Source organism: Pseudomonas viridiflava (assembly GCF_003702045.1).
GTDB lineage: Bacteria > Pseudomonadota > Gammaproteobacteria > Pseudomonadales > Pseudomonadaceae > Aquipseudomonas > Aquipseudomonas viridiflava_C.
Genome location: NZ_RBTP01000012.1, coordinates 353,444 through 366,725 on the forward strand (window position 1 = coordinate 353,444; position 13,282 = coordinate 366,725).

At 58.5% G+C, this 13,282-nt stretch carries 11 protein-coding genes; 3 read left to right on the top strand and 8 right to left on the bottom strand.

What is annotated here, in order from left to right; translation table 11 throughout:
* The 5 genes from ALP40_RS03700 to ALP40_RS03720 form a co-directional block, all read right to left on the bottom strand.
* The gene (locus tag ALP40_RS03700; protein WP_122206931.1) at window positions 1–1,179 is read right to left on the bottom strand and encodes a glycosyltransferase; all 1,179 of its coding nucleotides are present in this window, start codon (window positions 1,177–1,179) and stop codon (window positions 1–3) included.
* Window positions 1,179–3,170 carry an exopolysaccharide transport family protein gene (locus ALP40_RS03705; protein ID WP_122206932.1) on the bottom strand — a complete coding sequence of 664 codons (1,992 nt, stop codon included), beginning with the start codon at window positions 3,168–3,170 and terminating at the stop codon, window positions 1,179–1,181. The genes ALP40_RS03700 and ALP40_RS03705 overlap by 1 nt, the downstream gene beginning before the upstream one ends.
* 17 nt (window positions 3,171–3,187) lie before the next feature.
* Window positions 3,188–3,964, bottom strand: coding sequence for a polysaccharide biosynthesis/export family protein (locus ALP40_RS03710; RefSeq protein WP_122206933.1), 777 nt, complete (start codon window positions 3,962–3,964; stop codon window positions 3,188–3,190).
* A gap of 149 nt (window positions 3,965–4,113) precedes the next feature.
* Window positions 4,114–5,571, bottom strand: coding sequence for a mannose-1-phosphate guanylyltransferase/mannose-6-phosphate isomerase (locus ALP40_RS03715; protein WP_122206934.1), 1,458 nt, complete (start codon window positions 5,569–5,571; stop codon window positions 4,114–4,116).
* On the bottom strand, window positions 5,571–7,007 hold the full coding sequence (locus ALP40_RS03720; RefSeq protein WP_122206935.1) for an undecaprenyl-phosphate glucose phosphotransferase: 1,437 nt from the start codon (window positions 7,005–7,007) through the stop codon (window positions 5,571–5,573). Before ALP40_RS03720 ends, ALP40_RS03715 begins: the two co-directional genes overlap by 1 nt.
* 520 nt (window positions 7,008–7,527) lie before the next feature.
* Here ALP40_RS03720 and yegS point away from each other — a divergent pair.
* Complete coding sequence (gene yegS, locus ALP40_RS03725; protein WP_122206936.1) at window positions 7,528–8,448, top strand: lipid kinase YegS; 921 nt, start codon at window positions 7,528–7,530, stop codon at window positions 8,446–8,448.
* Here the strand turns inward: yegS and ALP40_RS03730 are convergent.
* From ALP40_RS03730 to ALP40_RS03740, 3 genes are all read right to left on the bottom strand, one after another.
* Complete coding sequence (locus ALP40_RS03730) at window positions 8,432–9,094, bottom strand: response regulator transcription factor (RefSeq protein WP_122206937.1); 663 nt, start codon at window positions 9,092–9,094, stop codon at window positions 8,432–8,434. The genes yegS and ALP40_RS03730 overlap by 17 nt on opposite strands.
* Window positions 9,091–9,984: a sensor histidine kinase gene (locus ALP40_RS03735; RefSeq protein WP_122206938.1), complete on the bottom strand. Its 894-nt coding sequence runs from the start codon at window positions 9,982–9,984 to the stop codon at window positions 9,091–9,093. Before ALP40_RS03735 ends, ALP40_RS03730 begins: the two co-directional genes overlap by 4 nt.
* Before the next feature lie 394 nt (window positions 9,985–10,378).
* On the bottom strand, window positions 10,379–10,810 hold the full coding sequence (locus tag ALP40_RS03740; RefSeq protein ID WP_122206939.1) for a hypothetical protein: 432 nt from the start codon (window positions 10,808–10,810) through the stop codon (window positions 10,379–10,381).
* Window positions 10,811–11,386: 576 nt separating this feature from the next.
* Here ALP40_RS03740 and ALP40_RS03745 point away from each other — a divergent pair.
* Together ALP40_RS03745 and ALP40_RS03750 are read left to right on the top strand one after the other, a co-directional pair.
* Complete coding sequence (locus tag ALP40_RS03745) at window positions 11,387–12,316, top strand: chemotaxis protein CheV (protein ID WP_122206940.1); 930 nt, start codon at window positions 11,387–11,389, stop codon at window positions 12,314–12,316.
* A gap of 93 nt (window positions 12,317–12,409) precedes the next feature.
* Window positions 12,410–13,219: an MOSC domain-containing protein gene (locus ALP40_RS03750; protein ID WP_122206941.1), complete on the top strand. Its 810-nt coding sequence runs from the start codon at window positions 12,410–12,412 to the stop codon at window positions 13,217–13,219.
* Window positions 13,220–13,282 lie beyond the last annotated feature (63 nt).

The following is a 13,282-nucleotide window of genomic DNA, read 5'->3' on the forward strand; positions in this document are numbered from 1 at the left end:
TCAATGCACCTCGCAGGCTTGCCGGAACACCATCTCAAACCGCTCTGCGGTGTGGCTCCAGACTCTGGCGCGTCCCATCAATGAAGCCTGTTCTGCCCATTGCCCGATTCGTTCCGGATGGGTGCAGACATTGACCAATGCATCGGCAAGCGCCTGCACATCGCCCTGCGGATAAATCATGCCATTGCCGTGGGATACCTCTTCGGCGAACGAGCGCGCATCGGACGTGATCACACCGCGACCGCAAGCGACGGCCCAGGACAACGCACCGCTGGTGCCGCGCAACTTGCCCAGGACTTTGAGCTTGCTCGACTCGCGGTACGGCAGCACCATCACATGGTGCGCCTGAATCACCTGAGGAATCTGTTCGGCGGGCAGGTCGAGTTGCCAGTCGATCAGGTCCGTCAGCCCCAGTTGCCGGATACGCAGGCGCAGTTGGTCCAGGTAGCTGCCGGATGGGCCGAACGCCATTTCCGGCTCGCTGCCACCGGCCAGGGTCAGGCGCACCGTCGAGCGCAGCGCCGGCTTTTCAGTGAACACGTTGGCCAGCGCATCGAGCAGGTCTTCAATGCCCTTGCCGCGATAGATGAAGCCGAAGTACAGCAGGCGTAGGGGTTTCATGGGGGGCAATGGCACAGGATCGATAGCCACGTTGCCGTGGTTGATAACCTCCATTTGCCCAGGCTTGAGCCCCATGCGCTGGCGCAGGCTCTGGCTGCCCGCTTGGGTCAGTGTCACCAGACGCGTCATATGACGGGCCAGATGACGCTCTTCATGCAGGCACAGCGGGTCGGCCAGTACCGTTGCGATCTCCGGCAGCGGTGAGCGCAGGGTGCTGGCGATCGATAGCGGCCAGGGCAGTTTTTCCCTGCGCCAGACCAGGCGCTCGGGATCATGCACGGTGGCCGTCAACGGCAGTTTGGGAAAGCGGCGTTGTAAGGCACGCAACGCCTGGAATTCTGCCAGTCGACCGCCACCCAGTTCGGCATGCACCATGTCGATCCCGCTCCAGTCGGCGTCTGCCACACGTTGCGTGGCGGCCCGTGGATCGTTGCCGACGCCTTGCAACGGCGTCATGACCTGCACGCCCAATTCCTCCAGGGCATGTTTGAGATGCCCCGCGTAGTCGGCAATGCCGTTCTGTTCCGGCGGCAAGGGCGCGAGCAAGGCGATTCGCATCAGACACGGCTCCCGATACGTTTGAGAAACTTGAGCACGCCCTCGGGCACTTCGAAGCGACGGCGGTTGATGATGACGCCGTCCACTTTCTTGAATGCGGTATTGAGGTTGTGCAGCGTGTCTTCAAGCATCGGCACGGTGGTGTCCTTGGCCCGCACCACCAGCAGGATCAGGTCGGCATTGCGCAACAGCACGAACGCTTCCTGGTTGGTGGAAACCCCTGAAGCGTTGATCAGTACGATTTCGCCGGGTCGGGCAGGGGCGCGGTTTTCAGTGCGCACCTGATGACCCTGTTCAATCAGCAGCGCAGCCAGGCGCTCGATGACGAACGACACTCCGGCGCCAGCTTTAACGGAGGTGAAACCGAGCGTCAGGCCTTTTTCGTCCACCTGATCCAGCGGCAGGATGCCGTACACCCGGTGCAGGTTGGAGATAAACGCTGCGCTGCGTTCCTGAGCGTGTTCCAGGTCGGGGAGGGTGGTCCAGACCGGCACCTTGAACGTGCTTTCGATCTTGTCGCCGTCGTGGATGCGCTGATCCAGCAGATAGAAGAAGTACAGCGCCAGGGCTCCCACCACCAGACTGAGCGGGAAGGCAAGCAGCACCATCATCAGACTTTTCGGGAACACCCGGCTTGGGTTGTAGGTGGCTTCTTCGATGGTTGCGATGTTGCTGATCTGACTGTTATCCAGCTCCCGGTCGATGCGGGCCTTTTCCAGGCTGTCGGTGTACAGCGCATAGCTTTTTTCCGCCGCATCCAACTCGTTTTGCAGGCGGGAAAGCTCCGGCTCCAGATTCAAGGCCTGCTGGCGGTCGGCTTCCAGTTGCGCAATTTGCGTATTCTGCTGGGCCAATTGCGTCTGTAGGCGCGCATAACTGGTCTGCTGATCGGCATACACGTTCTGCATCCGGTTGTAGATCGGATTGGGCGTGATGCTTTCCGAGCGCTGGACCGTGGCGTCCTGCTCGTTGAGCAGTTTCTTCAGGTTGTTGATTTCCTCGTTAACCGCGCGGATCGGTGGTGCCTGTTCCTTGAATGAGCGCAGCAGTTCCTGACGCTCGACTTCCTTGCCGTTGATGCGGTTCTGCAGGTCTTGGCGGTTGGGGTTGAGGGTCAGTTCACGTCCGGCGGAAACCGTCTTGGGCTGCGCGGCCAGTTGCTTCTTCAGCAGGTCCAGGCCAGCCTTGGTCGAGGCAATAGCGCGGGTGGTGTTGTTGCGCTCGGTACGCAGGTCATTCAGCCCCTGAGAAGTGTCCGCCAGACGCTGAGAAATGCTCACTGCGCTGAGCTGGTTCAGGTAATTCTGAATCTGCTTCTTGTACGAAATGATGTTGTCGCCAGTGTTCTTGACCTCCGATTCATAGAACGTATACAGGCTGACGCGGCCCAGGGTCTTGGTGCGTTGCACCTGATATTCCTCGATCCACGTCTTGAGCACGGTCTGTGCGGTGGTCGGGTCGTTCCAGGTGAACGTGAGCTCCATGACCGAGGAGCCGGGCTCGTGACGGACCTTGAAATTCTTTTCCAAGTCTTCGGCCATGCGTTCGGCCTGGGTGCGTTTTTCGACCAGGCCGATGAATTGCAGAACACCGCGTCCGGCGTCCACGACCGCCCCAAGCGTACTTTTGATGACTTGCTTGACCGAGGCCATGACGCCGGTTTCAGGCTCTGCCCGTGACAGTTCGGCCAGGTATTTCTCGGACACTTTGCGCATGATCGGACGTCCCGTCAGCATGCGCTCTTCATCCAGCAGCGGGTCGCGCAGAGCGCTCGGCACCACGATGGCCTGGCGGTTGGACAGTTCGATAGGCACGGTGCTGCTGTCACGGCCTGGCTTGACCAACAGCAGCGCGGTAGATTCATAGCGGTTGGGCAGCAGCAATGCCCCTAGCAGTACGACGATGAAGGTCGCCAGCACAGTGATCTTGACTTCGCGCCTGAAAATGAAGAGCAGGCGCAGCAGATCGCGAAATGAGCGGATATTGATCATGTCTGTTTCCCTGACAATTAATTGCTGTTGCGCAACTCGTAGTTCAAGCCCAGGCCGATCGACTTCGCGAACGGAATCAACTGGTTGAAATACAAGGTGACACCGTCAACTTTGTTGCCGACCGTGGATTTGGGAACGAACACGATGTCGCCGCGCTTGAGCAGGACCGGCCCGGTGGGGCCGCCTGCGCTTGCCCAGAGAAACTTGCTGTAATCGAAGAAATAGGTCTTGTAGAGCCCGTCGTCTTCCTGTCGCAGCAGGGCCACCTGAGACGCATCGGCGTCGAGCGCGACACCGCCAGCGCCAACAATGGCCTGGGCCAGACTGGTGGCTACATTGATGGGCAGGGTCACCGAATTGCGCACCGCACCGCCCACGAACACCGTGTTGCCGGGTGACTGTGCGATGTTGATGGTCAGTGCGGTTTCGCGATAGACGCTCTGCAACTTGCTTTCCAACAGGTCGTTGAGTTGCTGGAGTGTCAGACCGGCCGCCTTGATCGTACCGATGTACGGATAGGAAAAGGTCCCGTCGTTGAGCACCTGGAACAGGGTCAATTCGTAAATGGAGTTGGCGGTAAACGCCGAGATCGACGGCGACTCACCGGTATTGCGCACGATGCGCAAGGTGTCCCCGGCACGGATGCGCTCCGGTGGCAATGGCTTGCCCGCCAATGCGCGCCCGGCAGCCTGGCCTGCTTCGATCTGCGCGGGGTCATCGGGCAGACCCACCCTTGATGGGGTGTTGCAAGCGCTTAGCAGCAATACGCTGGCGATCAGCATCACGCTCTTCATTTATCCTGAACTCCTGTCATGCACGAATACGGCTCCCTTTCGGGTAATAAAAACATGGTTTAGGGGTACGGCCAGGTGCATTTATGTGCGCTCATCCCTCAATGTGGGGACCCGGGGGCGGTTTCATCGGCCCCGAGCATTTTCCCGTTTCAGACCTTTACAGCTTGCTCCGGCACGCGCCCGTAGACATCGGTGAAGCGCACGATGTCGTCTTCACCCAAGTATTCGCCGCTCTGCACTTCGATCATCACCAGGTCAATCACGCCGGGATTGACCAGACGGTGGGTGAAACCGGGTTTGATGAACGTCGATTCGTTGGTGTCGAGCATGAATTCGCGTTCGCCGTTGGTGACGCGGGCCATGCCGCTGACCACGATCCAGTGCTCGCTACGGTGGTGGTGCATCTGCAACGAAAGCGAGGCTTGCGGACGGACCACGATGCGCTTGATCTTGAAACGCTTGCCTTCCTCCAGAACGGTGTACGTGCCCCAAGGGCGGGTGACCGTGCGGTGCAGGCGATAGGCATCATGACCCTGGCGCTTGAGTTCCTGGGCAATGACCTTGACGTCCTGCGTGCGTGTGCCATCGGCGATCAGCAAGGCGTCGGGGGTGTCGATGATAATCAGATTGTCCAGGCCGATACCGCCGACCAGCCGCTTGGGCGAGTCGATGTAGCAGTTGGTCACGTCATGCAGCACGGTCTGGCCGTTGCACTGATTGCCCTGAGGGTCGGCACCGCTCAGTTCGCGCACCGCTTCCCAGGAGCCGATGTCGCTCCAGCCAAGCTCGCACGGCACGACGGCGACTTTGTCGGAGTGCTCCATTAACGCGTAATCGATCGAAATGTCCGGCACCAGGCCGAACGTTTCGCTGTCCAGCTCGACTTGCAACTCGCGATTGCCTTCCTTGCTCAGGCTCAGTTCCAGGCAAGCATTGACGGCGCTCACGACTTCGGGAGCATGGGTCTGGAGTTCACGCAACACGGCATCGGCGCGCATGCAGAACATGCCAGCGTTCCACAAGTGCAGACCGCCATCCAGATAGCCCTTAGCCGTGGCGGCATCGGGTTTTTCGACAAAGCGGGCGACTTGCCAGGCATCGGGGGTGAGCGATTGGCCTTTCTCGATGTAACCAAAGCCGGTTTCAGGTTTGGTCGGCACGATGCCGAAAGTGACCAGCCATCCTTGCGCTGCCAGGTCCTGCGCAGCCGTCACGGCGCGAGAAAAGGCCTCGACGTCGGTGATCAGATGGTCGGCAGGCAACACCAGCAATTGTGCGTCGCCACCGTACAGCCGGGTGACGTGCAAGGCAGCGGCCGCGATGGCGGCTGCCGTGTTGCGACCGAACGGTTCCAGAATGAAATCCAGCCGGACCTTGGTTTTGTTCAACTGACGATAGTCATCGACCGTGCGGAAATAGACTTCGCGATTGGTCACGGTCAACAGGCGTTCGACGTGGGGCAGGGTCGCCGCGCGCTTGAAGGTTTTTTGCAGCAAACTTTCCCCGTCGGGAAGGCGCATGAACGGCTTGGGCATGGCCTCCCGGGAAACGGGCCACAAACGGGTGCCGGAGCCGCCGGCGATGATGCAGGGAATGAGGGAGCTCATCAATAAGCCTCACGAGTGAAGAGCACTGCCGGAACAGTGCGCATAAGGATGTAGAGGTCGAACCAGACGGACCAGTTTTCTATGTACTCAAGATCGAATTCGACGCGTTTTTCGATTTTTTCCACGGTGTCTGTTTCCCCACGATAGCCGTTGATCTGAGCCAGCCCGGTGATGCCGGGTTTGACTCGATGTCGCGACGTGTACTCCTTCACCGCCTGCTCGAAAAGAATGCCGGCCGCTTTCGTTGCCGTTGCATGGGGGCGCGGGCCCACCATCGACATGCTGCCTGCCACTACATTGAACAGCTGTGGCAGTTCATCCAGGCTGGTCTTGCGGATGAAGCGCCCGACCCGGGTGATCCTGGCATCGCCCCGGGTGGTCTGTTTTTCCGCCGTTGCATCGGCCTGGTGCTGATGCATTGAACGAAACTTGAATACCTCAATGAGGCGATTGTTGTAGCCATAGCGCTTTTGTTTGAAGAACACCGGTCCCGGCGAGTCGAGCTTGATGGCCAGTGCGACCAGCGCCATGAGGGGAGAGAGCACCAGCAATGCCAACGAGGACAGCACGATGTCCTCTGCGCGTTTGATAAAAGGGGACCAGCCGCTGAGCGGCATGTCCGAGGCATTGAACATCGGCAGCTTCGCCACTTCGGTGATGCGGTTATGGCTGTGACGAAAGGCAACCATGTCCGGCACCAGCAACACGTTGACCGGGAACCGGCGCAGCTCGTGAATGATGTGGTCCATTCGGTTTTCCGCCGTCCAGGGCAAGGCAACCAGCACCTGAGTGACTTTTTCCTCGCGGATCAACCGCTCCAGGTCGCTGGTGTTGCCCAGCAATGGCAGGTTGGCAACGGTCTTGGGCATACGGCCGATGCGGTCATCGATAAAACCGGTCACGCCGGAACGAATATCCTGATGCTGGAGCAGGTATTCGGCCAGGCGCAGGCCGTTTTCGGTCGCCCCCAGAATCACCGAGTTCTGCAGGAAAACACCTTTGCGCATCTGATGTTTGAACAGCGCCAGCAGGATCAGCCGAACGACGAAGAACAGTACGAGGCTGGCCAGGTACCAGATCACCAGTTGCTCGTTGGAGAAATAGCTGAATAGCCCCAGGGTGCGCTGCATGAACAGCAGGAGCCCGAAAGACGCCGACCAGGCGATGACGATCGAGCGCAGTCGCAGCGCGTTGCTGAACAGTGCCTCCGAGTACACGCCCATCGCCTGGAAAATCAGCACCACGACAATGCCGAAGAACAGCTGCATCGCCACATAACTCTGCGGTTTATCCACCCCTCCGTCCTGCACGAAGGCAGCGAGCAGCAGGCCGGGCAGCATGCAGGCCAGGCCATGCACAATGCGTATCCCGAACAAAAGGTACTCCACCAGGCTGGTGCGAGTGAGCGACAGGCTGTCTACCGGTTGCAACCTCATAAGGCTCCCTTACTTCCTGTAAACCCACGGCGTTGTGGCCGACTGTTCATATGAGCTGTGGGGGTGTCGTGCAGAGTCAAAAAAACGCCTTTTCCCGATAGTTGGCTCAAGCGTAGCCAATAATTTGTCGAGTCGAGGAGTTTTGGCACCGTTATTTGTGGCTAACCCTTTGTGTATATCGGCCGACCCCTGCGTTAACGTGAGAAATTTCAACCATTTGTGAGTGAAAGCACTCAAACGAATGTTCTGGCCTTAGTAAAGCCCATGAAACAGGAGAGCGGAGGAAGAAAAATCCGTCAGTGAGTACAGGCCGAGTGCCGGTAGACGGGGGGTGGGCCATTTGCCTCAGGTTTTACGGAGCGATGGGTGGCCAGAGGGTCTGAAAAAATATTCATAAGGAAGGGGTTTTTTTGAGTTCGGCGGGGTCACAACCATGCGCTGTGCCAACTGCAGTCAGGCGCTGGCCAACACAGGCGTCACTCATACGGGGTACTCGTACCGGTCACCAGAGGGAGTTTTCATGACACAACGCAGGGCTATGCTCATTCTTCATGGCAAGCAATCGCTCAACGAAGACGTGAGAAACGGCGTCGCCGAAAAACGCAGGCAGGGCTGGGAGCTGGAGGTACGCCTGACCTGGGAGGCGGGCGACGCACAGAGACTGGTTGCCGAGGCGCTGGCAGCCGGGCATCGGCATATCGTGGCGGGAGGTGGAGACGGCACGCTGCGTGACATCGCCGAAGCGCTGGCGCAGGCGTCGACGCCCGATACCAGCCTCACCATTCTGCCGCTGGGCACCGCCAATGATTTTGCACGGGCGGCGGGTGTGCCGCTTGAGGTTGATCAGGCGTTGGAGCTGATGGACGTCACGCCTCGGGCTGTGGATCTGGGGGAGGTGGGCGGCAAGCTCTTCCTGAACATGGCCACGGGCGGCTTCGGTAGTCAGGTGACGGCTAACACGTCGGAAGACCTCAAGAAAGTGCTTGGCGGCGCGGCCTATCTGTTCACCGGTCTGACACGGTTCAGCGAGCTGCACGCTGCGTATGGCGAACTGACGGGACCTGATTTTCACTGGCGTGGCGATCTTCTCGCGCTGGGCATCGGCAACGGTCGCCAGGCGGGTGGCGGGCATGTGCTTTGCCCGACTGCGCTGGCCGACGATGGCTTGCTCGATATCAGTATCCTGCCCGCGCCTCAAGAGGTCGTCGGCACGTTGAAAAGCTTGCTGGAGGGTGGTTTGGGCTTGGACAATATGTTCGTTCGTGCACGCCTGCCCTGGGTCGAACTCAAGTCTGCGAAAGGGCTGGAAATCAACCTGGATGGGGAGCCGTTGTCGGGTGAAGATCTGCGGTTCGTCGCACGTCCGGGTGCGCTGAACGTGCACCTGCCCGAAGACTCGGCGGTGTTGGGACGTGTGGCGCAGCTCAATCGTCCAGGCTGATAATTCGCTCTCTGACGCAGAACAGTACAAGACCGGCCACATCGAAGATCTGCAGGCGCTTCATTATTTGCGAACGGTGCGTTTCGACGGTCTTGATGCTCAGGTTCAAACCCGTGGCGATTTCGCGCGTGGATTTGCCTCGCACGATCAGCCGCAGGATTTCCAGCTGGCGAGCCGTGAGGTTGTATTTTTCCTGCGGCAGTTCGGGTTTTGTCGCACGCTGTCCCAGCAGGGCGCGCTTGATGACGGTATGCGCAATCGCCGGGCTCAGGTAGCGTTCACCGTTGCGCAGCGCCTTGAGGGCCTGTTCCAGTTCTGTCGCGGTCGCATCCTTGAGTAGATAGCCGTGAGCACCGGCTTCCAGTGCGCGCATGATGACATCCGGTTCGGTGTGCATCGACAGAATCAGCACTTTGCAATCGGGCTGGACCTCAAGCAGCTGCGCCAGGGCGTCGAGACCGTCGATGTCCTTCATGCTGATATCCAGCAGAATGATGTCAGGCCTCAAGCGTTGTGCAAGGCTCGTTAACTGGCTGCCGTCGCAGGCTTCTCCCACGATGGCGTAACCGGGGATGTCCGACACTAGCGCACGGACGCCAGCTCTGATCAGTGAATGGTCGTCGACCAGTAACAGGTTGCAGGTCATGTGGGTTTCTTGTGCAAACGGGCGCGCTCGTTGGAACGGGGTGCCCAAGGAAACGATACCTCGATTCGGGTGCCCAGCCCCGGACTGCTCTGCAACGACCAGGAACCGCCCAGCAGCATCACACGTTCGCGCATGCCGGCCAGGCCTCGTTGCCCCTCGTTGAGCGGATGGACAGCCGGGTCGAAGCCTTTTCCGTCATCGGCGATGAATAGAGACAAACCGCCCGGTTGACGCTCCAGGCGTATCAACAGGTTTTTCGCCTCTGCGTAGCGCAGCATGTTGGTCGCGGCTTCCTGGCAAATTCGATACGCAGCGACGGCCATCTCGTCAGGAACACCGTTCAGACTTTGCCGACACTCCAGGCTCCAACTGATCGGGCTGCCCGCCAGGGCGGTGACCAAGTGGGCGCGCAACCCGTCTTCAAGCCCCAGGCTCGCCAATTGACGAGGATTGAGAATGGTCGAGAGGTCGCGGACTTTGTCCAACGTCTGCGCAAGCGTTGCATCCAGTTGCTCGGCGTGGGTATCGAGCTCGGCAGGCATTCGACGCTGCAGCCAGGCGAGTTGCAACTGCGCACTGGTCAGCATCTGGCCGATATCGTCATGAAGTTCACGACTGAGGTGATGTCGCTCGGTTTCCTGCACCGCCAGCATCCGCTCCGCCAGTTCCTGTGGCCGCAGCTGGATCAACCTGCTGGCGCGCCATTGGTAGAGGCCAACGCTGGCAAACGTTGCGAGATTGAGGGTCAGTAGCAGGGCGGGGAATTCTGCAGAGCGGGCGAACAGCACAAGATTGCCGAGTGCTGCGCTGGCGCACAGTGCGGCAGTGCCCCACTGGACCGTCTTGGTCGTGTTGGGCCAGTACCTGAAAGACCGGAGGATGGCATTCATGTCGATCAGCGCCGTTAATCGTCATCGCCGTTAATGTGACTGGGTGATATCAAATTGATGTCGCTCGACGTATTAATGAACAGACTCAGTATATTCATGAAAACAGAACTCGACACTTTTGATTCCTTTCCGGTCACGCCTGAGAACGATAAGTCACAGGCACCGGGCAATCTTACCTTAATGCGGCACTCGCCAAGCGTTTACCTGCGCCTTCCCGATAAAGTGAAGGCACTCAGGCCGATAATTGAAAGAGGGGGTAATGAACAGTTGGAACGGCGGCGAGCGAGGCATAACAGTATTCGGACTCCAGCGCCGTCCCTTGCGAAAGTAAGTCAGGTCGGGCACGAAGAAGGCATGGGGTTTTCCGGTACATTCCAATGTTTTTCGTTGCGCTTTATTCTCGAGCGGAGCCCGCTGCATGGTCTGCACACGCCGACAGGGAAGCGAGCTTGCCCAACAGTTCCTGCTGCTCCTCGTTGTCCATCGTAAGTTCTCCGGTCTTTGGATCCAGAAACTCCAGTTGCCAGGAAATCAATGCAAGGCAACTTTTAACCGTTGCCAGTGTTTCCTGTGACAGTCGGGTCACAGGTTCGGCACCGTCGAGTAAACCCCGCAGTTGCCGCGAAAAGTCGGCGATGCATTTGACTGATGCGTTATCCGCCTTATCGGTGAGCGTCAGCAGTGACGCCAACAGACAACGAATGGCATCTTCGTCATCACCGATCAACTCAAGGTGCGACAGGCATTCTTCCGATTTATACAGAAGCGCCTGCGACTCGGTTAGAAACTGGTCACGTTTTTCGTGCCAATCGTTACTGCTCAGCATCCTTTATCTCCACGCATCATGGATAGCGAACTCGCGCCCGCCGCGAATGGCTGACAGTTAATGTCGATTTCATTTGAAAGTCTGTAGGGCGTTTCGGAATGTATCTCCGCGATGTCGTATTGATATATGGGGGCTGGATCCTGGCGGATTCAATCGAGTTACCAGTGCGCAAAAAACGCTCTGCTTCGTCTGCAATCACAACCCCGGCGAGCGAAACGGCGGCCGCTAAAGGGTTGGTTGATTGCAAGGACTGAAAAGCAAACACAAGCCTGACTCCATTCGTGCAATGAGAATGGCGTCACAATAGTGGCAATAAGATACCGATCATATCAGGCTGCCCCCGATAGACATTCAGGCGTACCCCTAGGGTCGAAGCGATCGATCCTGTTTATGGGGATGCAGGCCCTGAGCGCGTTTGCTGGCGCGCAGGACTTCTTTTGAAGTGAGACACCAGTAAAGCATGATGTTAATGTGATATCAATTATCGAAATTGGCCGTTCATCGCCATTAAGGTCCGGCTTTTTCAGCCGATACACGGTAAGCAGACTCATAGTGACCATCGCTTCAGGAGCTAAAATGGCCGGCATTCTCGACACAGTAGATCAACGCACACAGCTGGTGGGCGAGAATCGCCTGGAAATCCTCATGTTCCGCCTTGCCGGTCGGCAATTGTTCGCGATTAACGTGTTCAAGGTTCAGGAAGTGCTGCAGCTTCCCAAGTTGACACTCATGCCGCAACGCCACTCTTTTGTCTGCGGCGTCGTTAACCTGCGGGGCCAGACGCTTCCGGTCATCGACCTGTCCCAGGCCATCGGCATGCGGCCTTTGGTGCCGGGCCCTGGCAGCACCATTATCGTGACTGAATACAACCGTTCGGTTCAGGCCTTCCTGGTGGGCGGTGTGGACCGCATCGTCAACATGAACTGGGACGCGATCATGCCGCCGCCTGCCAGCGCGGGTCGTCAACACTACCTGACGGCCATCAGTAAGGTTGACGACCAGTTGGTGGAAATCATAGACGTCGAAAAAGTGCTGGCCGAAATTGTGCCTTACAACGCCAAGGTTTCGCGCGAGAAACTCGAAGATCCGGTGCTTGAAGGCGCTCGTGGTCGTGAAGTGCTGCTGGTGGACGATTCCAAGGTGGCGCTGGCACAGCTGCGCGACACCCTGTCGCAACTGGGGCTCAAGCTGCATGTTGCCAGCGATGGTCTCAAAGCACTGAATATGCTCAAGGGCTGGGCGGATGCCGGTGAGGACGTGCATAAGAAGCTGCTGATGGTCTTTACCGACGCAGAAATGCCGGAAATGGATGGCTATCGCCTGACCACCGAGATCCGCAACGATCCGCGTCTGCGTGCCCTGTACATCGTGCTGCACACCTCGCTGTCCGGCAGCTTCAACGAGTCGATGGTCAAGAAAGTCGGCTGTGACAACTTCCTGTCCAAGTTCCAGCCCGACAAGCTGGTTGAAGTGGTGCGTGAACGTTTGATGATGCTCAATAACTGAACCGACGTTGTTCAGAGTCTGCCTGCCGGTTCCGTGTTCGTATAAGCTTTGCCGTTCACGTCAAAGCTTGTCGAACAACCCAAGGAACAGGTCATGTTACGTCTGCGCGCCCTCTATCGTTACCCTCTGAAGTCATGCAAGGCAGAAATCCTGCAACGGGCGTCGTTCGACGGCTTGGGACTGGCGGGTGACCGACGCTGGATGTTGGTCGATGAAAGCACAGGACGTTTTCTGACCCAGCGTGCGTTGCCACAGATGTCACAGTTATCGGTTTTGTGGAACGCCAGCGGTGGGGTGACCCTCAGCGCGCCTGGCATGGCGCCGCTGGATGTCGAGGTCCCGGTTGATGCACAAGACAGCCTGCGCGGTGTGACCGTGTGGCGCGATTCGCTGCAAGTGCCAGACGCAGGCGACGCGGCGGCCGAGTGGGTCAGCCGCTTCATCGGCAAGCCGACCCGGATGGTCTACATGCCTGTCGAGCGTGCCCGCTGGTTGCCCGGCGGCTACGGATCGGTCGATCACCGCATCAACTTTGCCGACGGGTTTCCACTGCTGTTGATCGGCCAAGGCTCGCTGGACGACCTGTCAGCCAGGCTGGGCAAGTCTGTGGAGATGCTGCGCTTCAGACCCAATCTGGTGATCGAAGGCGCTGGAGCCTTCGCTGAAGACACTTGGAAGCGCATTCGCATCGGCGACCTACAGTTCGAACTGCTCAAGCCCTGCGCCCGCTGCATCCTCACCACGATCGACCCTGCGACCGGCGAACGCAGCCCGGACCGAGAACCTTTCGCTACCCTCAAGACTTATCGCGAAGTTGAAGGCGACGTCATGTTCGGGCAGAACATGGTCAATGTCGGGCCGGGTGAGCTTGAAGTGGGGATGGATGTTGAAGTGTTGGAGTGATCGAGTTTGATCGCAATGTCACGCAAGTCAAACTTGCGCCGTCCATAAATGGCCCTTGCGTTG